Annotated in this window: 20 protein-coding genes; 12 read left to right on the forward strand and 8 right to left on the reverse strand. The window is 71.8% G+C overall.

Annotation, left to right across the window (positions count from 1 at the left end; genetic code table 11):
* The 5 genes from CHB94_RS12060 to CHB94_RS12080 all read right to left on the reverse strand — a co-directional run.
* Positions 1 to 812: cytochrome c oxidase subunit I (locus CHB94_RS12060; protein ID WP_176445528.1), on the reverse strand; the 812-nt coding region annotated here is incomplete at its 3' end.
* 332 nt (positions 813 to 1,144) lie between these two features.
* Positions 1,145 to 2,047 (reverse strand): amino acid ABC transporter permease, encoded by a 903-nt coding sequence (locus CHB94_RS12065; protein WP_089336823.1) that lies wholly within the window; start codon positions 2,045 to 2,047, stop codon positions 1,145 to 1,147.
* Positions 2,044 to 2,694, reverse strand: coding sequence for an amino acid ABC transporter permease (locus tag CHB94_RS12070; protein ID WP_089336824.1), 651 nt, complete (start codon positions 2,692 to 2,694; stop codon positions 2,044 to 2,046). The genes CHB94_RS12065 and CHB94_RS12070 overlap by 4 nt, the downstream gene beginning before the upstream one ends.
* 81 nt (positions 2,695 to 2,775) lie before the next feature.
* On the reverse strand, positions 2,776 to 3,666 hold the full coding sequence (locus CHB94_RS12075; protein ID WP_089336825.1) for a glutamate ABC transporter substrate-binding protein: 891 nt from the start codon (positions 3,664 to 3,666) through the stop codon (positions 2,776 to 2,778).
* A gap of 17 nt (positions 3,667 to 3,683) precedes the next feature.
* On the reverse strand, positions 3,684 to 4,439 hold the full coding sequence (locus CHB94_RS12080) for an amino acid ABC transporter ATP-binding protein (protein WP_089336826.1): 756 nt from the start codon (positions 4,437 to 4,439) through the stop codon (positions 3,684 to 3,686).
* Positions 4,440 to 4,572: 133 nt separating this feature from the next.
* Between CHB94_RS12080 and miaB the strand changes: the two genes are divergently transcribed.
* Entirely contained in the window at positions 4,573 to 6,051 is a 1,479-nt protein-coding gene (gene miaB / locus CHB94_RS12085; RefSeq protein ID WP_089336827.1) for a tRNA (N6-isopentenyl adenosine(37)-C2)-methylthiotransferase MiaB, read from the forward strand.
* Positions 6,052 to 6,114: 63 nt separating this feature from the next.
* Here miaB and CHB94_RS12090 read toward each other — a convergent pair whose 3' ends face one another.
* The gene (locus CHB94_RS12090; protein WP_089336828.1) at positions 6,115 to 7,665 is read right to left on the reverse strand and encodes a DUF349 domain-containing protein; all 1,551 of its coding nucleotides are present in this window, start codon (positions 7,663 to 7,665) and stop codon (positions 6,115 to 6,117) included.
* Between the two features lie 39 nt (positions 7,666 to 7,704).
* On the opposite strand from CHB94_RS12090, the gene CHB94_RS12095 reads away from it, so the two are divergent.
* The 3 genes from CHB94_RS12095 to dapF all read left to right on the forward strand — a co-directional run bounded on the left by CHB94_RS12095 (position 7,705) and on the right by dapF (position 10,296).
* Positions 7,705 to 8,430 carry a class III extradiol ring-cleavage dioxygenase family protein gene (locus CHB94_RS12095; protein ID WP_254920591.1) on the forward strand — a complete coding sequence of 242 codons (726 nt, stop codon included), beginning with the start codon at positions 7,705 to 7,707 and terminating at the stop codon, positions 8,428 to 8,430.
* Positions 8,427 to 9,347: a tRNA (adenosine(37)-N6)-dimethylallyltransferase MiaA gene (miaA, locus tag CHB94_RS12100; RefSeq protein WP_089336939.1), complete on the forward strand. Its 921-nt coding sequence runs from the start codon at positions 8,427 to 8,429 to the stop codon at positions 9,345 to 9,347. Before CHB94_RS12095 ends, miaA begins: the two co-directional genes overlap by 4 nt.
* Positions 9,348 to 9,420: 73 nt before the next feature.
* A complete protein-coding gene (dapF, locus tag CHB94_RS12105; RefSeq protein ID WP_254920592.1) occupies positions 9,421 to 10,296 on the forward strand; it encodes a diaminopimelate epimerase in 876 nt (291 codons plus the stop codon).
* Between the two features lie 6 nt (positions 10,297 to 10,302).
* On the opposite strand, the gene CHB94_RS12110 is transcribed toward dapF, so the two are convergent.
* Positions 10,303 to 10,527: a hypothetical protein gene (locus CHB94_RS12110; protein ID WP_089336829.1), complete on the reverse strand. Its 225-nt coding sequence runs from the start codon at positions 10,525 to 10,527 to the stop codon at positions 10,303 to 10,305.
* A gap of 155 nt (positions 10,528 to 10,682) precedes the next feature.
* Between CHB94_RS12110 and hflX the strand changes: the two genes are divergently transcribed.
* The 3 genes from hflX (at position 10,683) to CHB94_RS12125 (ending at position 13,950) form a co-directional block, all read left to right on the forward strand.
* On the forward strand, positions 10,683 to 12,146 hold the full coding sequence (gene hflX / locus CHB94_RS12115) for a GTPase HflX (protein ID WP_089336942.1): 1,464 nt from the start codon (positions 10,683 to 10,685) through the stop codon (positions 12,144 to 12,146).
* Positions 12,147 to 12,209: 63 nt separating this feature from the next.
* Positions 12,210 to 12,929 (forward strand): phosphatase PAP2 family protein, encoded by a 720-nt coding sequence (locus CHB94_RS12120; protein ID WP_254920593.1) that lies wholly within the window; start codon positions 12,210 to 12,212, stop codon positions 12,927 to 12,929.
* Positions 12,930 to 12,951: 22 nt separating this feature from the next.
* Positions 12,952 to 13,950 carry a hypothetical protein gene (locus CHB94_RS12125; protein ID WP_254920594.1) on the forward strand — a complete coding sequence of 333 codons (999 nt, stop codon included), beginning with the start codon at positions 12,952 to 12,954 and terminating at the stop codon, positions 13,948 to 13,950.
* Between the two features lie 42 nt (positions 13,951 to 13,992).
* On the opposite strand, the gene lexA is transcribed toward CHB94_RS12125, so the two are convergent.
* Positions 13,993 to 14,751 carry a transcriptional repressor LexA gene (gene lexA / locus CHB94_RS12130; RefSeq protein ID WP_141137476.1) on the reverse strand — a complete coding sequence of 253 codons (759 nt, stop codon included), beginning with the start codon at positions 14,749 to 14,751 and terminating at the stop codon, positions 13,993 to 13,995.
* A gap of 206 nt (positions 14,752 to 14,957) precedes the next feature.
* Here lexA and CHB94_RS25710 point away from each other — a divergent pair, with 206 nt between their 5' ends.
* From CHB94_RS25710 to CHB94_RS12155, 5 genes are all read left to right on the forward strand, one after another.
* The gene (locus CHB94_RS25710; RefSeq protein ID WP_089336832.1) at positions 14,958 to 15,533 is read left to right on the forward strand and encodes a LysM peptidoglycan-binding domain-containing protein; all 576 of its coding nucleotides are present in this window, start codon (positions 14,958 to 14,960) and stop codon (positions 15,531 to 15,533) included.
* Positions 15,534 to 15,740: 207 nt separating this feature from the next.
* Positions 15,741 to 16,622, forward strand: a complete 882-nt coding sequence (locus tag CHB94_RS12140; protein ID WP_141137477.1) for a hypothetical protein — start codon at positions 15,741 to 15,743, stop codon at positions 16,620 to 16,622.
* A 535-nt stretch (positions 16,623 to 17,157) separates the two neighbouring features.
* Positions 17,158 to 17,658 (forward strand): transcriptional regulator NrdR, encoded by a 501-nt coding sequence (nrdR, locus tag CHB94_RS12145; RefSeq protein ID WP_089336834.1) that lies wholly within the window; start codon positions 17,158 to 17,160, stop codon positions 17,656 to 17,658.
* Between the two features lie 152 nt (positions 17,659 to 17,810).
* A complete protein-coding gene (locus CHB94_RS12150; RefSeq protein WP_089336944.1) occupies positions 17,811 to 20,681 on the forward strand; it encodes a vitamin B12-dependent ribonucleotide reductase in 2,871 nt (956 codons plus the stop codon).
* Positions 20,682 to 21,284: 603 nt separating this feature from the next.
* Entirely contained in the window at positions 21,285 to 22,247 is a 963-nt protein-coding gene (locus CHB94_RS12155; RefSeq protein WP_089336835.1) for an NADPH:quinone oxidoreductase family protein, read from the forward strand.
* Positions 22,248 to 22,355 lie beyond the last annotated feature (108 nt).

Here is a 22,355-nt window from a genome sequence, read left to right on the forward strand (position 1 = left end):
AAGGGCAGCGCGATGATGTAGACCTCGGGGTGGCCGAAGAACCAGAACAGGTGCTGCCACAGCATCGGCCCGCCGTTCTCATCCGAGTAGATGAGTGCACCGAGGTTGCGGTCGGCCAGCATGCCGAAGATGGCGGCGGTCAGGATGGGGAACGCCGCCAGGATCAGCACGCTGGTGACGAGCGCGTTCCAGGTGAAGATCGGCATCCGGAACATCGTCAGACCGGGCGCGCGCAGGCAGACGATCGTGGTGATGAAGTTGACCGCACCCAGGATGGTGCCCAGGCCGCTGACGGCCAGGCCGGCGAACCACAGGTTCGCGCCGATACCCGGCGAGTGCACGCCGTTGGAGAGCGGGGCGTAGGCGTACCAGCCGAAGTCCGCGGCGCCGGCCGGGGTGATGAATCCCGACACGGCGATGGTGCTGCCGAAGAGGAACAGCCAGAAGGAGAACGCGTTCAGCCGCGGAAAGGCGACGTCAGGAGCGCCGATCTGCAGCGGCATGATCAGGTTGCCGAACGCGAAGAACAGCGGCGTCGCGAACATCAGCAGCATGACCGTGCCGTGCATGGTGACCAGCTGGTTGTACTGCTCCGGCGACAGGAACTGCAGCCCCGGCTGTCCGAGCTCACCGCGCATGAGCAGGGCCATCAGGCCGCCCGCGAAGAAGAACGCGAACGACGCGGTCAGGTACATCAGGCCGATCGTCTTGTGATCGGTCGTCCGCAGCAGGTTCGACAACCGCGAACCCCTGGCCGCGACGTGCGCAGGGCTGGGTCGGCTGACGATCGGCTGCGGCGCGATCGCGGTCATGCCACACACCTCGTCCAGGTCGTGCTGCACCCGACGGGGCCCCGTCGGGGACCCCTCACGCTGCGGGACATGAGCGGCTCCCCGGTCTTCTGCGCTGGGCGCATGCTTGCGGTTCGCACGTCGCTCGCCGTACCGGGAGCGGCATGGTCATCGTGACGCATCCGACGGGGAAGGGAAACCCGAATCGGAACCGGCCCAGGCGTTGACCGATGTGGTCACGCGAGCGGCGTCAGCAGCGCACCGAGGCCCTGCCCGGCGTGGCCATCAGGCCGCGCGAACGCAGGCGCCGGCGTCGACGACGGCCGCCCGAGCTCGCCCGCCGAACGCGCGGGTCAGCGGACAGGAACCGCCCCGCCACCGCCGCCCATCTGCACGTCGGCCGGGAGTTCGGCCTCGGTGGTGGCGGCCGCCTTCGTGTCCCGGCGGGTCCGCTTCTCGACGTAGCGTGCGAGCCAGGACAGCAGGACGTTCACGATGATGTACATCAACCCGGCCCCGACGTACAGCGGGAAGGTGTAGATCCCGCCGAACTCGAAGTTCAACGTCTCCACGAGGCTGCGGGCGGTCCTCAGCAGCTCCATGTACCCGACGATGAATCCGAGGGAACTGTCCTTCAGCAGGACGACGAGCTGAGCGATGAGCACCGGCAGCATGCGCCGGACCGCCTGCGGCACGAGGACGAAGCTCATGACCTGCCACTTGCGCATCCCCAGCGCGTAGGCGGCCTCGCTCTGCCCGCGGTCCACCGACAGGATCCCCGCACGGATGATCTCGGCCAGGACGGCCATGTTGTACAGCGTCAGGCCCAGTGCGAGCGCCCCGAAGGCGCTGATGGAGATGCCGACCTGGGGGAGGAAGAGGAAGCAGAAGAGGATCAGGACCAGCAGGGGCACCGCGCGGAAGAACTCGATGGTCGCGGCGACGGGCAGCCGGACCCAGGCGTGGTCGGACAGCCGGCCCACCGCGAGCAGTGCTCCCAGCAGTGTCGCCGCAACCATCCCGACCGCCGCCACCTGGAGGGTGTCGACCAGGGCCTCGAGCAGTCGTTGCGGGACGTTCACGCGGGTGTCGAACAGGATCGCCCACCGGGCGGGGTCCAGCTGCCCGTTGACGCCGAGCCGCCAGAGCGCCAGGCCGATGAGGAGCAGCACGAGGAGGGTCCCGAGGACGCTCCCCAGGCGCTGGCGGCGCCGGGCGGCCGGTCCGGGGACGTCGAAGAGCACCGAGGCGGTCATCGGACGATCGCCAGACGTCGCTCGAGCACGCGGATGCCCCACGCGGAGGGCAGGGTGATCATCAGATAGCCCACGACCACGGCCACGAACACCAGCGCCAGCTGGTCGGCCGAGGCGTTCGCCAGCCGCTGCAGCACGGCCGTCAGGTCGGTCACGGCGAAGCCGGCGGCGATGGAGGTGTTCTTCGCCAGGGCGATCCAGACGTTGCCCAGCGGTGGGACGACGGTGCGGAAGGCCTGGGGGAGGACGACCGTCGTCAGCGTCTGGCGGAAGTCCAGCCCCAGCGCCCGCGCCGCCTCCGCCTGACCCGGCGGGACGGAGTTGATCCCCGAACGGACCGCCTCGCAGACGAAGGCCGCGGTGTAGAGGGCGAGCGCCGTCACGGCGGTGATGAACCGGCTCGGGAACTGCAGGTCGACGTAGACCAAGCCGAAGGCCAGGAAGAAGAAGACCACCGTCAGCGGAGTGTTGCGGAACACCTCGACGTAGAAGGTGGCCAGAGCCCGGAGGGCCGGGATAGGACTGACCCGCATGGCGGCCAGGATCGTGCCCAGCAGCAGGGCGAGCACACCGCTGACCACGGCCAGGCTCAGCGTGGTGAGGAACGCGTCGCGCAGCAGGGTGAAGTTGTCGGCCAGGAAGGACATGTCACCTCCCTCTCGGTCGGCGGGGAAGGGTGGTGCCTGCCGGGGGCCGACGAGCGGCCGGCCCCCGGCAGGCCGGGACGGTCAGTACCGGTCGACCTTCGGCGGCTCGGGAGCCTCGGTGTTGGTGATCGCACCTGCGGTCTTGTCCCAGGCCTCGGCCCAGGTGCCGTCCTCGAAGGACTCCTCGAGGACGTCGTTGATGAAGTCGCGGAAGTCGTCCTGACCCTTGGGCAGGCCGATGCCGTACGGCTCCTTGGTGAACGGGTTGCCGACCAGCTCGAAGGCCTCCGGGTCGCCGGCGACGAAGCCGGTGAGGATGACGTTGTCGGTCGTCACCGCGTCGACGTTGCCATTGCGCAGGTCATCGGCGCACTTGGAGTAGGCGTCGTAGAGGACCAGCTCGGCCTCGGGGTAGTTGGTCCGGATGTTCTCCGCCGGGGTCGACCCCTCGACCGAGCAGACCGACTTGCCCGCGAGGTCCTCGGGGCCCTCGATCTTCTCGGGGTTTCCGGCGGCGACCATGATGTCCTGCCCGGCCTCGTAGTACGGCCCGGCGAAGTCGACGACCTGCTTGCGCGTGTCGTTGATCGTGTAGGTGGCCACCACCATGTCGACCTGCCCGTTCTGGAGGAACGGCTCGCGGTTGGCGGACACGGTCTCGGTGAAGGTGATCTGGTCCTCTGTCAGCCCCATCTTGGCGGCGATGAACTTGGCCATCTCCACGTCGAAACCCTCGGGGTCGCCGGCCGTGTTCGCCAGGCCGAACCCGGGCTGGTCGATCTTCGTGCCGACCCGGAGTTCGCCGGCCTCGACGATCTCGGCCATGGTGCTGCCCGGCTCGAACTCGACCTCCTCCACCTCGGCGGTGGTCTCCTCGGCCTCTTGCTGGGCCTGGTTGCCGGCCTCACTGGCACAGCCGGTGAGGACGACACCGAATGCCGCCAGGGTGGCGGCATAGCGGGTGATGCGCATGGATGATCCCTTCGGGGTCAGTGGTTGAGGATCTTGGACAGGAAGTCCTTGGCCCGATCGGATTCCGGGCGGGTGAAGAAGGTCTCCGGATCGGCGGATTCGACGACCCGGCCACCGTCCATGAAGACGACGCGATTGGCCGCGCGGCGGGCGAAGCCCATCTCGTGGGTGACGACGATCATCGTCATGCCCTCGCGGGCGAGCCCGGTCATGACGTCGAGGACCTCGTTGATCATCTCGGGGTCCAGTGCCGAGGTCGGCTCGTCGAAGAGCAAGACCTTGGGGTCCATCGCCAGCGCCCGGGCGATGGCCACGCGCTGCTGCTGGCCGCCGGACAGCTGCGCCGGGTACTTGTCCGCCTGGGCGCTCACCCCGACCCGGTCGAGAAGCTCGCGGGCGCGCCTCTCGGCTTCGGCCTTCGACGTCCCGCGGACCTTGATCGGGCCCAGGGTGACGTTCTCCAGGATCGTCTTGTGGGCGAAGAGGTTGAAGCTCTGGAACACCATGCCGACGTCGCTGCGCAGGCGCGCGAGCTGCTTGCCCTCCTCGGGCAGCCGCTGGCCGTCGATGGTGATCTCGCCCTTGTCGATGGCCTCGAGACGGTTGATCGTCCGGCACAGCGTGGACTTCCCCGAACCGGACGGCCCGATGACGACGACGACCTCGCCGCGGGCGATCTCCAGGTCGATGTCCTGGAGCACGTGCAGTTCACCGAACCACTTGTTGACGCCGGACAGGCGGACGAGAGGCTCTCCGTTGGGGCGGCTGGTCACGTGAGGACCCTAAGGGGGGCGGAGAGAAGTTCCTCATCGAGGCGATCACGAAGGGGTAACGAAGCGGGCCGCCACGGCCGGGGACTCCTGGTCCGCGGGCCCCTGCACCGCCGCGCCGTACCCTCGCACTGTCATGAGCAGCCCAGCCGAGATCCCCGTTCCGCGCACCTACCGCGTGCGTACCTACGGGTGCCAGATGAACGTCCACGACTCCGAGCGACTGTCCGGACTGCTCGAAGCCGCCGGGTACACCGCCGCGCCGGAGGACGGTGACGCCGACGTCGTCGTGCTCAACACCTGCGCGGTGCGGGAGAACGCCGACAACCGGCTGTACGGCAACCTCGGGCATCTGCGGCCGGTCAAGGACGCCCATCCCGGCATGCAGATCGCCGTCGGCGGGTGCCTCGCGCAGAAGGACCGCGGCGACATCGTGCGCCGCGCCCCGTGGGTCGACGTCGTCTTCGGCACGCACAACGTCGGTTCGCTGCCGGCGCTGCTGGAGCGCGCCCGGCACAACGCCGAGGCCCAGGTCGAGATCGCCGAGTCCCTCGAGGTCTTCCCGTCGACCCTGCCGGCCAAGCGGGACTCCGCCTACTCCGGCTGGGTGTCGATCAGCGTGGGCTGCAACAACACCTGCACGTTCTGCATCGTCCCGTCGCTGCGCGGCACCGAGAAGGACCGCCGTCCGGGCGAGATCCTGGCCGAGGTTCAGGCGCTCGTCGACCAGGGCGTGCTCGAGGTGACCCTGCTCGGGCAGAACGTGAACGCCTACGGCGTCGAGTTCCGCGACCGCGGCGCCTTCGCCGACCTGCTGCGGGCCACCGGGCGGATCGAGGGCCTGGAGCGGGTGCGGTTCACCAGCCCGCATCCCCGGGAGTTCACCGACGACGTCATCGCCGCGATGGCCGAGACGCCGGTGGTCTGCCACCAGCTGCACATGCCGCTGCAGTCCGGGTCCGACGACGTGCTGCGCCGCATGCGCCGCGGCTACCGGCAGGAGCGCTACCTCGGGATCATCGAGCGCGTGCGGGCGGCGATGCCCGACGCGGCGATCACCACCGACATCATCGTGGGCTTCCCCGGCGAGACCGAGGAGGACTTCCAGCAGACCCTCGACGTCGTCCGGCAGGCGCGGTTCTCCAGCGCCTTCACGTTCCAGTACTCCAAGCGGCCGGGCACGCCGGCGGCGGAGATGGACGGGCAGGTGCCCAAGGACGTCGTCCAGGAGCGGTACCTGCGGCTGACCGCGCTGCAGGACGAGATCAGCTGGGCGGAGAACCGGGGGCAGATCGGCCGCCGGGTCGAGCTGCTGGTCGCCGCGGGGGAGGGCAGCAAGGACGCCGCCACCGGCCGGCTCTCGGGGCGCGCGCGTGACGGCCGGCTCGTGCACTTCCGTGCGGCCGACGGCGTCCGTCCCGGTGACGTGGTGGAGACCGTCGTGACCGACGCCAAGCCGCACTTCCTCGTCGCCGACGGCGCGCTGCTCGCCCACCGTCGCACCCGCGCCGGGGACGCCGCCGAGGCGGGGACGCGGCCCACGACCCCCGGTGTCCTGCTGGGCATGCCGCGGATCGGCGTCCCGGCGCAGCTGGCGCCGGCCGGCGGCTGCTGACGGAGACCCCCTTCTCTCCACCCCTCGCGAGCTCGGGGCGGTGCCCTGAAGGGGGCCGAGCCGCTAGCGGCGGCCGGCGGACTTCTCCGCCTCGGCCAGCCACTCGCGACGGGTGGCGAGGTTGGCCTGCGCCTCCTCGATCCGACGGCTGTCGCCGGCCGCCTCGGCCTTGGCCAGCTGCTCCTCGGCCTTGGTGACGGCGGCCCGCATCGAGGTCACCATCGGGTTCTCCGGAGCGGTCCGGGCACGGGTGCTGTCCGCGGCCCCGCGGACCTTCTGCTCCACCGCCTGCATGCGGTCCTCCAGCGCCCGCATCACCGCGCGGGGCACGTGCCCGATGGAGTCGTACCGCTCCTGGATCTTGCGGAGCGCGTTCTGTGCGCCCCGCAGATCGGTGGAGGGGTCGAGCCTCTCGGCCTCGGCGAGCAGCTCCTCCTTCTGCTGCTGGTTGGCCAGTTCCTCGCTGCTGCGCTTCTTGTCCGATTCGGACCGGGCGGCGAAGAAGACGTCCTGGGCGGCGCGGAACTCCTTCCAGAGGTCGTCGTCGCCCTCCCGTCCGGTGCGCGGGACGGCCTTCCAGCGGTCCATCAGCCACCGCATGGCGGCGCTCGTCGGGCCCCACTCGGTGGAGGTCGCCAGCTTCTGCGCCTCCTTGATGAGCTCCTGCTTGGCGGCGCGGGTCTCGCTGCGTTGCGCGTCCAGGGAGGCGAAGTGGGCGCCCCGGCGCCGGCCGAAGGCGTCACGGGCCGCGGCGAACCGGCTCCACAGCGCCTCGTCGGTCTTCCGGTCGATCCCGCGGATGGTCTTCCACTCCTCGACGATGGCCTTCAGCCGATCGCCGGCCGCCTTCCACGACGTCGACTCGGCGGCGATCTGCTCGGCCTCGGCGGCCAGCGCCTCCTTGCGGGCGACCTGCGCGGCGCGGGCGGCGGCCTTCTCCGCGCGGTACTCCGCGGTGGCGGAGTCGGCGGCCCCGACCATCGCCCGGGCCCGAGCGGCGAGCCCGTCCAGGTCCCCGACGGCCGCGGCCGAGGGGATCGTCTGGGCCAACCCCTGCGCCTTGGCGCGGATCTCCGACGGGTTGCCCGTGTGCGCCTTCAGTCGCGCCTCGAGCAGCGCCACCTCGGTGGCGAGGTCGTCGTAGCGGCGTCCGTAGTGGGCGAGCCCCGCTGCCGGCTCGCCCGCCTGCCAGGAGCCGACGGCACGCTCTCCCTCGGCCGTGCGCACGTACACCGTGCCGTCCTCGTCGACCCGGCCCCACTGGCCGGGGTCGCTGGCCGGCGCGGCCGGGGCCTCGGCGGCGGGCTCGGCGGCAGCAGGCGCCGCGGGCGCGGCGGAGGGGTGTGGAAGGGGCCGGGGCGCCATCGGCCGCGGCTTCGGCAGGGGCGCGTCCGTGGTCGGGTCGGCGACGGCGGCGTCGCTCGGTGAGGGCGCCTCCGGGGTACCGGCCTCCGAGGTGACCGCCGCCGACGCGCCCGTCCCGGCGGTCGTCTCCGTGGACGGGGCCCCGGAAGACTGCTCGCTCACCGCCTCGGGGGTGACCGTCTCCGTGTTCTCCGCAATCGGCGAAGAGTCCTGCTGCGCCCCGTCGCCGGGGTTGACCGTGCTCGACACGTCGGCAGTGTCCCACGTCGCATCCGGGAGACTGATCCCGTGAGTGCCATACCCGCAGGGCCACCGACGCCGGGCGCCCGCGCCTCGGCCGCCGTGGCCTTCTGCCCCGCGCCGCCGCTCCTGCTCCCGGCCGTCGAGGTCCGGGCGGACGACGCGACGACGGAGCTGCGCGCGGCCTGCGCCGCCGCGGTCGCGGACATGCTCCAGGTCCTCCCCGAGGTGGTGGTCGTGGTGGCCGACGGAGTTCCTCCCGGCGAGCGCTTCGGTGCGGGTGACGCCGGCGACCTGCGCGGCTTCGGCGTCGACGTCGCCGTCCCCTTCGACGGGCAGGTGCGCCCGGGCGGCCGGTGGGTGCCGCCGGCGCACGCCCTCGGCGCCTGGCTGCTCGACCAGGCGCGGTTCGCGGGCACGCGGATCGGCGTCGGACCCTGCGACCTGGGCCGGTTGATCCCCGAGCTCCCGGTTCCCGTCGGCATTCTCGCGATGGGTGACGGCTCGGCCCGGCGCAGCCTCAAGGCCCCGGGATACCTCGACGACGGCGCCGGACCGTTCGACGCCGGCGTCGCCCGGGCACTGGACGCCGGGGACGTCGCGGCTCTCGCCCGGCTCGATCCGGACGAGGGCAGGCGTCTCCTGGCTGCCGGTGTGCCCGTCTGGCGAGCGGTCGGCGGCGCGCTCGCCGGCCGGACGGTGACCGCCCGGTTGCACCACGACGCGGCGCCGTTCGGCGTCGGGTACCTCGCGGCGTCGTGGGTCGCTGCGTGATCGCGCCGCCGGTCGTCGCGGTGGTGGGACCCACCGCGACCGGCAAGACGGCGCTGGCCGTCGCCCTGGCGCACCGCCTGGGCGGCGAGGTGGTCAACGCCGACTCGATGCAGCTCTACCGCGGCATGGACATCGGCACCGCCAAGCCCGACCTCGCCGAGCGTGACGGCGTACCGCACCACCTGCTCGACATCTGGCACGTCCGTGAGGCCGCGTCGGTCGCGGAGTACCGGCGGCTGGCTCGCGCGGAGATCGACCGGCTCCGCGGCGCCGGCACCGTTCCGCTCCTCGTCGGTGGGTCCGGCCTCTACCTGCGCGCCGTCCTCGACGAGCTGGAGTTCCCGGGGACCGACGCGGCGCTGCGCGCCCGGCTGGAGGAGGAGCTCGCCGCGGTCGGACCGGCGGTGCTGCACGGGCGCCTGGCAGCCCTCGACCCGGCGGCCGCCGCCGCGGTCCTGCCCAGCAACGGACGCCGCATCGTCCGCGCGCTGGAGGTGATCGAGCTGACCGGCGGCCCGTTCCGCGCGCAGCTGCCCGAGCCCCGGCCGCACTATCCGGCCGTCGTCGTCGGCCTGGACCGAGACCCGGCGGAGCTCGACGCGCGGGTTGCCACGCGCGTCGACCGGATGTGGGCCGCCGGTTTCGTCGAGGAGGTGGCGGCGCTGGCCGCCGACGGCCTGCGCGAGGGGCCGACGGCGTCGCGCGCGCTGGGCTACGCGCAGGTGCTGGCACAGTTCGACGGCGAGCTGACCCCTGACGAGGCGCGGGAGCGGACCGCCGGCACGACACGGCGGTTCGTGCGCCGGCAGCGGTCGTGGTTCCGTCGTGACGCATCGATCAGCTGGTTCGACGCGGGGCGCCCCGACCTGGTCGACGCCGTCGCCGCAGTGATCACCGCCCGTACGATCGAGACGTGAGCGAGCTCGCGGGCGCACGAAGAGACACAGCACCGCGGGGCGCGGGTTCGGCGAGCGTCAGCGAGGAGGACACGTGAACCGGACGTCTCCCCGGGTGCTCGTCGGCCACGGGACCGAGAACGACTTCGTCGTGCTGCCCGATCCCGACGGCAGCGTGTGGCCCGGACATCGGCTGGACGGCGCGCTCGTCCGCCGGCTGTGCGACCGGCGGGCGGGGCTCGGTGGGGACGGCGTGCTGCGTGTCGTCCGCAGCGTGCACGTGCCCGATGCCGCGGACGTGCTGGGTGCGGACCTGGCGCGCTGCGAGTGGTTCATGGACCACCGCAATGCCGACGGCTCGACCGCTGAGATGTGCGGCAACGGGATCCGGCTGTTCGTGCACGTCCTGGTCAGCGAGGGGCTGCTCGACCGCGCCACGTGCGAGGCCGGCGTCCTGGTCGGCACGCGCGGCGGACCGCGTCGGGTGGGCGCCACTCCGAACGGTGACTACTGGGTGGACATGGGGCCTGCCCGGGAGTTCGGCACGGGTAAGGCCGAGGTGTCCAGACAGGTCTTCTCCGGCTTGGCCGTGTCGATGGGCAACCCCCATCTGGCCTGCCTCACCGACGCCGAGATCGACACGCTCGACCTGACCGGGACACCGTCGTTCGACTCCGCTCTCTTCCCGGACGGCGTCAACGTGGAGCTGATCAACGTCCTGGAGGCCGGAGCGCACGTCCGGCTCCGGGTCGTCGAACGAGGTGTGGGGGAGACCCGGTCGTGCGGCACCGGCGCCTGCGCAGCCGGCTACGCGGCCCTGGTCGCCGACGGGCGGACGGAGGGGACGGTGCAGGTCGACGTCCCCGGAGGCCGCCTGTCGGTGGAGGTGACCTCCGGGACGACGGTGCTCACCGGACCCGCGGTGCTCGTGTCCGCCGGCGTCCTGTGCCCGGAGTGGCTCGCGGGCTGACCCCGCTCAGGGGTTGTCCGGGGTGTCGGCCCGCGTCTCGGGCTCGGCGGTGGGTGCCTCGGGCTTGTCGGCCGGCCCGACGTTGCCCGTCCCGCGCGGCTCGCCGCGGCCGGTGTCCTGGTCGGCCCCGCCGAGGGGGTTGCGCGGCGGGCCCTCGAGGCCCCGGGGCTCCCGGCCCGGGTCCTCGGTCTCGCTGTTCGACCCCAGGCTGCTGGATCCGGTGTCGCTCATCAGGACCTCCTCGTCGAGAGAGACTGTGTCCCGCGAGCCCTACCCGGCCACCGGCGGGATGCACTCAGTCCCGCGATGTGTTGTACAAGCCGATGCCACGAGAGATGCAGACAACTCAGGTGCCTCGACTGCAGGCACATGCCACGCTGGAGACGATGACGACCGCACCCGACCACGATCCGTCCGAGCGTCCCCTCGACGCCCCGACCTCCCCCGCGCCCACCGGGCAGTGGGACGAGCCCGACGACACGACCGGCTCCTATGCGCTGGAGGCCCGCGGCGCGCTGCGCCGCGTGGCCGGGCTCTCCACCGAGCTGGCCGACGTCACCGAGGTCGAGTACCGGCAGCTGCGCCTCGAGCGCGTCGTGCTGGTCGGGGTGTGGACCGAGGGCACCCAGGCCGACGCCGACCGCTCGCTGGCCGAGCTCGCCGCCCTCGCCGAGACGGCGGGCTCGCAGGTGCTGGAGGCGGTCAGCCAGCGCCGCGACAAGCCCGATGCGGCCACCTACGTGGGGTCGGGCAAGGCCAACGAGGTCCGGGACATCGTCGCCGCGACCGGTGCCGACACCGTCATCTGCGACGGTGAGCTGACCCCCGGCCAGCTCAACCAGCTGGAGAAGATCCTCAAGGTCAAGGTCGTCGACCGGACGGCGCTGATCCTCGACATCTTCGCCCAGCACGCGAGCAGCCGGGAGGGCAAGGCTCAGGTCGAGCTGGCCCAGATGCAGTACATGCTGCCGCGGTTGCGCGGTTGGGGTGAGTCGCTGTCCCGGCAGGCCGGTGGACGCGTCGCGGGCGGTGGTGGGATCGGTACCCGGGGTCCCGGTGAGACCAAGATCGAGACCGACCGGCGGCGGATCCGCTCGCGCGTCAGCAAGCTGCGCCGCGAGATCGCCGGGATGGCCACCGCACGCGCCACGCAGCGGTCCAGTCGCGACCGCAACGCCACCCCCAGCGTCGCGATCGCCGGCTACACCAACGCCGGCAAGTCCAGCCTGCTCAACGCGCTGACCGGTGCCGGCGTGCTGGTGGAGAACGCGCTGTTCGCCACCCTGGACCCGACGGTTCGCCGGGCGCAGTCACCCGACGGCCGGGAGTACACCCTCACCGACACGGTCGGGTTCGTCCGGCACCTGCCGCACCAGCTGGTCGACGCCTTCCGCTCGACGCTGGAGGAGGTCGCCGCCGCCGATCTGCTGCTGCACGTCGTCGACGGCTCCGACCCCGACCCGCTCGGGCAGATCGACGCCGTCCGTGTCGTGCTCGGGGAGATCGACGCCGCGTCGGTGCCGGAGGTCATCGTCGTCAACAAGGTCGACGCGATGAGCGAGGAGGACATCCTGACCCTCCGCCGGGCGCTGCCCGGCGCGGTCTGGGTCTCCGCTCGTACCGGGACCGGGATCGAGGGCCTGCGCGAGCTGATCGCTGCCCGGCTGCCACATCCGGACGTCGACGTCGAGATCCTCGTGCCCTACCACCGCGGCGACCTGGTCGCCCGCATCCACCGGGACGGCGAGGTGCTCGCCGAGCGCCACGAGGACGGGGGCACCCGGCTCAGCGCCCGGGTCGACGGTGGACTGGCTGCCGCGCTCGAGGAGTTCGCGGTTCCGGTCGCCTGACACGTTCGGGGCGGAACCCGCTCGCCGGGTCACGGTGAGGTCACGGGCCGGTACGGTGACCTGGTGACGAGCGGCGTGATACGGGACGCCGGCGCGCCCGGCCGGACCCGCGTCGTCTCGACGGGCCGCCCGTCCTGGTGGCTGATGCTGGTCGCGCTGATCGTCGGGGGGCTGATCACGGTCGATCTGCTCGCCGGCGGCGTCCTCGAGCAGATCGACCTGCGGGTGTCGCGGATCCTCGGCGGGTGGGGTCTGCGCGACTCGTCCGCCTATCCCGTCGTCTGGCTGGTCACCCAGCTCGGCGGGCGGGCCACGATCCTGATCGTTCTGGCGATCCTCGTGGCTTACCTGGCCTGGCGCCGGCGGACCTGGGTGCCGCTGCTCCGCGTGCTCCTCGCGCTCGGCACGCTCACCGTCGGCGTCTACGCCATCAAGTACGGCACCGGGCGCACCGCCCCCGGCCATCCCGACGAACTGTTCTTCCACGTCGACGGCGCCTCCTTCCCGTCGGGACACGTGGCCAACGCCGTCATCATGTGGGGCGTGGCCCGGTGGCTCGCGGTGGAGTACGGCTTGCCGGCCCAGGTGCAGCGCGCGTTCTGGTGGCTGAGCGTGGCCGGGCCGGTGGCGACCGGCCTCGCGATGGTGTCGCTGGACTTCCACTGGGTCACCGACGCGGTCGTGGGCGGTGCCGTCGGCGTGTTGCTGTTGGGCGTGGTTCACAGACTCGATGCAGTGGTTCTGTCACGCTGGGTACGTGCCCGAGGCCGGCCGACCGCCTAGCCGCGTACGGGGACGGCTGTGGGTGACGGGGGGAGCCCTCGCTGCCTCCGCCGTCCTCGGGTCCGGTGTGCCTGCGCTCGCGGAGGACGCCGGTGCTGCGCCCAGCGTCCAGTGCTCGATCACCGATCCGCGCCTCGCCGAGATCTCGGGGCTGGTCGCGGTCGGGGACCGCGTGCTCGCGATGAACGACGGCGGCGATCAACTGGCCGTCTACCTGCTCGACCCCGCGTGCCAGGTGATCGACGCCCACACCGCCGCGGTCGACCCGTACGACCCCGAGGACATGGCGGTCGCCGCCGACGGGACGATCTGGTTGGCAGACACCGGCGACAACAACGCCACTCGGACGACGATCGCGCTGCATGCGCTGCGCCCTGACGGCTCGACGGGGATCGTCCGGCTGACCTATCCCGACGGGCCGCACGACGCCGAGGCCCTGCTCCTCGCGCCGGACGGGACCCCGTACGTGGTGACCAAGGAGGTGCTCGGCGCCAGCGGTGTCTACAGCCCGACGGCTGCGCTCACCGACGGGGGCACGGTCGCCCTGGGGAAGGTCGCCGGGGTGAACATGACGCTCACCGGAACCGAGGGCGGACCAGTGGGGCGGGCGAGCCAGCTGCTGGTCACCGGCGGGGCGGTCGCCGCCGACGGGCGGCACCTGGCGCTGCGCACCTACACCGATGCCTACGTCTGGCCGTTGGCCGGCAGCGACGTCGCCGGCGCCCTCCGGGTTGCCCCGGTCCGGATCCCGCTGCCGAACTCCCCGCAGGGCGAAGCGATCAGCTTCTCCGCGGACAGCCTGGATCTGCTCGTAGCCAGTGAGGGCCTGCCCAGCGACCTCATCCGCATCCCCCTGGCAGCCGCCGTCACCGCGTCGACCCAGCCGGCCGTGGAGGGGGCGGTCCCGGGCTGGACCGACCTCACCAGATCGGGACCGTCCCCCTGGACCTCGGCACTGATCGCCGCGGCCGTGGCCACGGTGGTGGTCTGGATCGGCGGCAGGCTGCGCCGGCGCGCCTGATGCCCAGGTCGGCACTCACCCCTGGGAGCCGGCGCCCCGGGCTCAGACGCGGCGCAGCACGCTGACCACCCGGCCGAGCACGGTGGCGTCGTCACCCGGGATGGGCTCGTACGCCGGGTTGTGCGGCATCAGCCAGACGTGACCGTCGCGCCGCTTGTAGGTCTTGACGGTGGCCTCGCCGTCGATCATGGCGGCCACGATCTCGCCGTTCTCCGCCGTCGGCTGCTGGCGGACGACGACCCAGTCACCGTCGCAGATGGCGGCCTCGACCATCGAGTCACCGGCGACCTTCAGCATGAAGAGGGTGCCCTCGCCGACGAGCTCCCGGGGGAGCGGGAAGACGTCCTCGACGGCCTGCTCGGCGAGAACGGGGCCACCTGCGGCGATCCGTCCCACCAACGGGACGTACATCGGCGCCGGGACCTGGGTGTCCTCGCCCGGGCCGGCGTCGGCCGTGGACGGGACCGCGTGCGGCGAGTCGTCCGGCAGCCGCACGTCCAGAGCGCGCGGGCGGTTGGGGTCGCGGCGCAGCCAGCCCTTCTTCTGCAGGACGGAGAGCTGGTGGGCGACCGAGGATGCCGAGGACAGGCCCACCGCCTCGCCGATCTCGCGGACCGAGGGCGGATAGCCGCGGCGCTCGATCGAGTCGCGGATGACCTCGAGCACCCGGCGCTGGCGCTGCGTCAGGCCGTCACCGTCGGCCGCCCTGTCGGGGAACGACCGGACAGCGGCCGTCCCGGCTCCCGTGGTGGCGCCCCTGGACGCCTCGCGGCCACCTGAGCTCCCGCTCTTCTCCGCCACGTCGCCTCCTCGCCCGCCGCTCGCGCAGCGCCCTTGTCCGTCTGTCGGACGGTAGCGCGTCTGCGACCTCTGATCAAACACTTGTTCGAAGTCGGGGTCGCGTCCTGTCGCTTTCGTCGGTGTCATCCGGTAGACATCGAACAGTCGTTCGATTCGAACAGGCGTTCGAGGTTCGGACAGTGTCGGGAAGCAGGGAGGGGCGGGTCATGGGGTCCGTACAGCAGGCCGTGCTGGAGTTCGACGAGGAGATCCCGGCGCCGTGGCGGCCGCGGCTGGTGCCGTCGCCGGAGGTCGGTCAGGGATTCGCGCTCGCTGTCCCGGCGCGCCGCAGCCCGTCACGGGTGGGTGTCTGCCGGCCGCCCGCGTCCGCCGCCGGACGTGAGGCGACCACCCGGCGGGTGGGCGGGCGACCCGCGGTGCGCGCCACGTCACCGGGGGCACGGCCGGCGGCGCGGCCGCCGGCACGTCGTCGCTCCGCATCCGCTCCGACGGCGAACGCCCGGCTGCCGCTCACCCGCCGTGCCCGCAGGCTGGTGGGGGTTCTCCTGTTGGCCACGGGGGTGGCACTGGGCTCGTGGCTGGAGCCTTTCGTCGGAGGTGACGGCGACCTGCGCCTGGCGGGCGGGAGCAGTGTGGTCGTGCAGCCCGGCGACACGCTGTGGTCGATCGCTTCGGCGCTTCCAGGGGACGGCGACGTGCGCGCCCTGATCGACGAGATCCAGGAGTTGAACGGCCTGAGTGGCGCGGACGTGCGTCCCGGGCAGGTGTTGCTGCTCCCGTGAGCGGTGCGGCCCACGTGACCCACCCTCGGTCTCGGTCGGCCCGGTTGCGCTCGCGTAGTGGCGAGGGGGTCGCGGCTGCCGACGCGCACGACGCCAGGCGCGCAGCTCGCCACGGCAATAGGTCCACAACCTGAGCGCGCGACTTCGTCAACCCTCAGTGCGCCCGGGTTCACAGTCCGTGGTCACATCAGCGCTTACGGTCATCGCGTGTCAGGCGCCATGGAGAACCGAGCAGCGGTGTTCACCAGTCAACCCCAGGCAGTGGAGGTCTACCAGGCAGGTGCCTGGTGGGCCGGTGAGCTTCTCGGCTGGCGGCACGACGCCACCGGCTCCTGCCAGGTGTGGGTGCGCGTCGTTCTGGGTGGCGTCGAGGAGACCGCGTGGACCGATCTGGCTTCCCTGCGCCTGCCCGAGCGGCACCTCGCCCTGGCCGCCGAGCCCCCGGCCGGAGGAGGCGCCGCCTACGCGCCCGTGACGCAGGAGATGTCGGTGGCACGTCACCCGTCGGGCCGTCGTGCCCGCTCACTGGAGGGCAAGGCCCCGGTCACCCCCGGGCTGCCCGTGGTCCGCGATCTCTCCGTCGTCCCCGATCTCCCGTCGCCGGGCGGCCGGCGCACCGCCGACGAGACGGCACAGTTCGCATCGATCGGCCGCCGTCGTGCGCCCGAGACCGCCGATCTCCCGTCCGGTGGCCGCCGCCGCGCGCCGGAGACGGCCGAGTCGGCCTCGGGCGGCCGGCGTCGTGCGCCCGAGGGTGCACCGGCCGCGTCGGGCGCGCCCGGGGCGTCCGGTCGGCACCGCGCGCCCGTGGATCCCGGTCGGCACCGCACCGCCGACACCGGTCTGTCCCCCGTCGCGTCCGAGGCGTCGCCGACCTCCGCTCGCTCGTCGGTCGACCGGCGGATGGAGGCCGGTGCCCAGGCGATGCCGCGCGTCCCCGGTGCACGGGTGGACGAACCAGCCGCGCGGGCCCGGATCGGCTGGACGGCACCGCAGGGCCTCGAGCCGGAACTGCTCACCCGGCCGATGCGGCTCAGCGACCACGCTCCGCACCCCCGGCGTCCCCGGGTGGACGGCACCCGCGGCTGAGGCCCGGCGCCTGAGTTCTTCCGGTCAGCTCCCGATGGTCGAGCGCGGGCGGGCTGCGTGGTCGTGCGACGTCCGTTCGCACGGGGTGACGGCCGGGCCGCCTGGCGCTGCGAGGCCTGCCGCACCGGTCCGGAGATGGCGCGCACCCCGGGCCGCGGCTCGCGCCTGATGACGACCGTCGGGATGTGCGGCTGCTGTGGAGCCGCCGGCGCTCGCAGGGCCGGAAGCGTGCCGCCGCGGGCGACCGGTTCCGGGCTGTTCCCGGCGCGTCGCGGCCGCGTGTCGTGTGACTCGTGGGAAGCGATGTCCTCCCTGATGACGGCAGTGTCGGTGCGGAACACGCCGAAGCGACGATCACTTGCACATCTTGTGTAGCCCGGCCTAGGGTTCCCCTACATCTAGTAGTTACAGAGTTGTAAGCCTGTCCACAGGCCGCTCCTCAGGTTCTCCCCGGGGCATCCACCGGATGTCCCCAGGAGGGTCCACAGGACGGCTCCGGCGGACCGGCCGAACGCTCGGGAGGAGGCGAACCGCGATGCGCTGCCCGTTCTGCCACAACGCCGACAGCCGGGTCATCGACTCGCGGGAAGCCGACGAGGGGGCGACCACCCGCCGTCGCCGCTCCTGCCCCAAGTGCGGGCGCCGGTTCACCACGGTGGAGGAGGCCGTGCTCGCCGTCGTCAAGCGCAGTGGCGTGAGCGAGCCGTTCAACCGGTCCAAGGTGGTCGCCGGTGTCCGGCGGGCCTGCCAGGGCCGGCCGGTCGACGAGGACCAGCTGCAGTTGCTGGCGCAGCAGGTCGAGGACGCCATCCGTGCCACCGGTGCGGCGGAGGTCCCCAGCAACGAGGTCGGGCTGGCCATCCTGCGGCCCCTCCGGGAGCTCGACGAGGTGGCCTACCTGCGCTTCGCGAGCGTCTACCGCTCCTTCACCTCGGTGGCCGACTTCGAGAAGGAGATCGCCGAACTCAAGGCCCGGCCGTCACAGGCTGCCGAGCCGTCCGCATCCGGCCCCCCGGGCACCGTCACCGGCGCCTGAGAACTGTCAGCACCACCCGCTAGACACGTTCTCGAGAAGCACGATCGCGGCTCTTCCCCAGCCCACCGCTCCACCCCCGCGCAGCACCACACCGCGCACCCGACACATCGAACGACGACCCAGTGATCCACGAGCAGGGAGAGCTCCACACCATGACCGAGACAGACGACCGCCTGGCCGGCTCCCGCACCCGACGCACGGCCAAGACGCCGAGCCGGGGCAAGGGCCTGAAGATCAAGCGCGTCTTCACCACCGCAGGTGTGCACCCCTACGACGAGGTGACCTGGGAGCGCCGCGACGTCGTCATGACGAACTGGCGCGACGGTTCGATCAACTTCGAGCAGCGCGGCGTGGAGTTCCCCGCCGAGTGGAGCATCAACGCCACCAACATCGTCACGACGAAGTACTTCCGTGGTGCGGTCGGGAGCCCCCAGCGGGAGAGCAGCCTGCGTCAGCTCATCGACCGGGTGGTGCTCACCTACGGTGCGGCGGGTCGGGAGCACGGCTACTTCGCCAGCGAGGGCGACGCCGAGATCTTCGAGCACGAGCTCACCTGGATGCTGCTGCACCAGGTGTTCAGCTTCAACAGCCCCGTGTGGTTCAACGTCGGCACGAGCGCCCCGCAGCAGGTCAGCGCCTGTTTCATCCTCGCCGTCGACGACCAGATGGACTCGATCCTCAACTGGTACCGCGAGGAGGGTCTGATCTTCAAGGGCGGCTCCGGCGCCGGCCTCAACCTCTCCCGCATCCGCTCCTCCAAGGAGCTGCTCTCCTCCGGTGGCACCGCCTCCGGCCCGGTCAGCTTCATGCGCGGCGCCGACGCGTCCGCCGGGACCATCAAGTCCGGTGGCGCGACCCGCCGCGCGGCGAAGATGGTCGTCCTCGACATCGACCACCCCGACATCGAGGAGTTCATCGAGACCAAGGCGCGCGAGGAGAACAAGATCCGCGCGCTGCGGGACGCCGGCTACGACATGGACCTCGGTGGCAAGGACATCACCAGCGTCCAGTACCAGAACGCCAACAACTCCGTGCGCGTCTCCGACGAGTTCATGCGCGCGGTGGAGGAGGGCACCGACTTCGGTCTGCGCGCCCGCCTCGACGGCTCGGTCATCGAGACCGTCGACGCCAAGACCCTGTTCCGCAAGGTCACCCAGGCCGCGTGGGAGTGCGCCGACCCGGGCATCCAGTACGACGACACGATCAACGACTGGCACACCAACCCCGAGACCGGCCGGATCAACGCGTCCAATCCGTGCTCGGAGTACATGAGCCTGGACAACAGCTCGTGCAACCTGGCCTCGCTCAACCTCATGAAGTTCCTCAAGAGCGACGGCACGTTCGACTCGAAGAGCTTCGTGAAGTCCGTCGAGCTGGTCATCACGGCGATGGACATCTCCATCTGCTTCGCCGACTTCCCGACCGACCCGATCGGTGAGACCACCCGGGCCTACCGTCAGCTGGGCATCGGTTACGCCAACCTGGGCGCCCTGCTCATGGCGACCGGCCACGCCTACGACTCCCGGGGCGGCCAGACCCTCGCCGCGGCGATCACCTCGCTGATGACCGGCACCGCCTACCGCCGCTCGGCCGAGCTGGCCGGCATCGTGGGCGCCTACGAGGGCTTCGCCCGCAACGCCGACGCCCACGCCCGCGTCATGCGCAAGCACGCCGCGGCCAACGACGCCATCCGCCCGGTCGGGGCGGACGACGCCGACGTGCTGAAGGCCGCCACGCAGCAGTGGCAGGAGTGCCTGGAGATCGGCGCCGACAACGGCTGGCGCAACGCGCAGGCCTCGGTGCTGGCCCCCACCGGGACCATCGGCTTCATGATGGACTGCGACACGACCGGTATCGAGCCGGACTTCTCGCTGGTCAAGTTCAAGAAGCTGGTCGGCGGCGGCTCCATGCAGATCGTCAACCAGACGGTGCCGCGCGCGCTCAAGAGCCTGGGCTACCAGGAGGAGCAGATCGAGGCGATCGTCGAGTTCATCGCCGAGCACGGTCACGTCGTGAACGCCCCGACCCTGCGTCCGGAGCACTACGAGGTCTTCGACTGCGCCATGGGCGAGCGGGCCATCTCCCCGATGGGCCACGTCCGCATGATGGCCGCGGTGCAGCCGTTCATCTCCGGCGCGATCAGCAAGACGGTCAACATGCCGGAGTCGGCGACCGTCGAAGAGGTCGAGAACATCTACTTCCAGGGCTGGAAGATGGGCCTCAAGGCGCTGGCCATCTACCGCGACAACTGCAAGGTGGGCCAGCCGCTCTCCGACGCCAAGGCGAAGAAGGCCGACGCCCAGGTCGAGGAAGCCGCTCCCGCCGCACTCGCGCAGCCGGTGCGCAAGCGGCTGCCGAAGAAGCGGACGAGCGTCACCACCTCCTTCAGCGTCGCCGGCGCCGAGGGCTACATGACCGCAGGCATGTACGAGGACGGCAGCCTCGGTGAGGTCTTCCTCAAGCTGGGCAAGCAGGGGTCGACCCTCGCCGGTGTGATGGACGCCTTCTCGATCTCGCTGTCCATCGCGCTGCAGCACGGTGTGCCGCTGGAGACCTACATCCAGAAGTTCACCAACATGCGGTTCGAGCCGGCCGGCATGACCGACGACCCGGACATCCGGATCGCGCAGTCGGTGATGGACTACATCTTCCGTCGCCTGGCGCTGGACCACCTGCCCGTCGAGAAGCGGGCCGGCCTCGGGATCTTCACCGCGGAGGAGCGCGCCGCGCAGGTGGCCGGCTACGACGCCTCCGCGTCGACGGCCGCGGTCGTCGAGGAGGAGGAGGTCGACCTCGAGGCGCTGCGCGGCTCCGCACCCACCGAGACCGCCCCGGTCAAGGAGAAGGTCACCCCGGAGGGCCCGAAGACGGTCAAGGAGGCCCACTCGTCGGCCGAGCTCCTCGAGCTGGTCACCGGCACGGCCACCGACGCGCCGCTGTGCATGACCTGCGGCACGAAGATGCGCCCGGCCGGGAGCTGCTACGTCTGCGAGGGCTGCGGCTCCACCAGCGGCTGCAGCTGAAACCCCGCCTTGTTGCATCTGATGCAACATGCGAGGCGCGGGGTCCAAGGGTGAAAGCGTCTTGAACGGAGGGCGGTGTCGGGTGCTCCCGGCACCGCCCTTCTGCATGTCAGGTGCGGGATGCGCGCGTCGGCTGCGGTCCAAGGCCTCGTTGCCGGAGTGAGGCCGCTACGGGGAGCTCCAGGTGCGGTGGGGCAAGGGCATTCGCGGTGGTGCACCGTGCTGCTCTTCCCCCGAGTTCGACTGGGTGGGCGACGCCGCGGCCAGACCTCACCCGTCCCGACTCGTGGCTCGCGGCCTGTCGACCGCTGAGTCGCACCGACACGTCGCCGACAGGTCCTCGTCGTTCCTCGCCATCCGGGTCGCAAGCCCCGGCGAAGCCTGAGCGGCCCACTGGGGGACGCCTCAGCAACCAGTGAGGACGGTGGCCGGGGTGAGCGTCGAGTCGTTCTGGCGCACTCGACGCGGGTGGCTCCGGTACGGCGACACGTGGGGACGACGACTGCCCGCCCTCACGAGCAGTTGACGAGTGCCGAATGCGGCCGGTCCCCGGCCGAGAGCGTCGATCTGGTGAGCCGCCTCTCGGTCGCTCTAGCGTGAGTCATGCGTGCTGCAGTGATCACCGCGCTCACCGGGCCGGATGCCGTGGAGGTCCAGGAGCGGCCGGAGCCCGTGCCCGAGTCGCACCAGGTACTCATAGACGTCGAGTGCGCCGGTGTCACCTTCCCGGACGTGCTGCAGACCCGGGGCCTCTACCAGCGGCGTCCCGACGTGCCGTTCACCCCCGGGTGGGAGGTGTCCGGGGTGGTGCGGGCGGACGCCGGTGGCTTCCGTGCCGGTGATCGGGTGGCGGCCATGCCCATCACCGGCGGCCTCGCCGAGAGCGTGGCGGTGGACGGCCAGATGGTGTTCCCGCTGCCCGACGGCCTGTCGTTCAACAAGGCTGCCGCACTGCCGCTGAACTACCTGACGGCGCACTTCGCGCTCACCCGCCGCGCGCAGCTGAAGGAGGGCGAGAGCGTCCTGGTGCACGGCGCCGCCGGGGGGCTCGGCACCGCCGCCTGCCAGCTGGCTGCGGCCTACGGCGCGCGGGTCGTCGCGGTCGTGTCCTCGCCCGAGAAGGGGGAAGTCGCCAGGGCGGCCGGAGCACACGACGTCGTGCCGGTCGACGGCTTCCGCGAGGAGGTCCGGCGGCTGACCGAGGGCCGCGGGGTGCACGTCGTCGTCGACCCGGTCGGCGGGGACCGGTTCACCGACTCCCTGCGCTCGCTGAGACGGGAGGGCCGGCTGCTCGTCCTCGGGTTCACCAGCGGTGAGATCCCCACCGTCAAGGTCAATCGGCTGCTGCTGACCAACACGTCAGTGCTGGGCGTGGCCTCGGCCGAGTTCTGGTCCGACGAACCCGACTACCCCGGTCGGCAGTGGCGCGACCTGGTGCCGCTGATCACGTCCGGCGCGATCGACCCGCCGATCGGCCCGCTCTTTCCTCTGGAGGAGGCCGCCGCCGCGATCCGCGAGCTGGACGAGCGCCGGGCCGCCGGCAGGGTGCTCATCCGACCGCGCTGACGTGCGACGTCGTGCGGGCTTGGTCGCACGACGAGACAGTGGAGGTTCAGCCGGCCAGGACCGGAGCCCAGGCTCGTCCAGAGCCCGGCCGGCTGTGCGCAACGCGAG

Origin of the sequence: Blastococcus mobilis, from assembly GCF_900188025.1 — a bacterium.
Lineage (GTDB): Bacteria > Actinomycetota > Actinomycetes > Mycobacteriales > Geodermatophilaceae > Blastococcus_B > Blastococcus_B mobilis.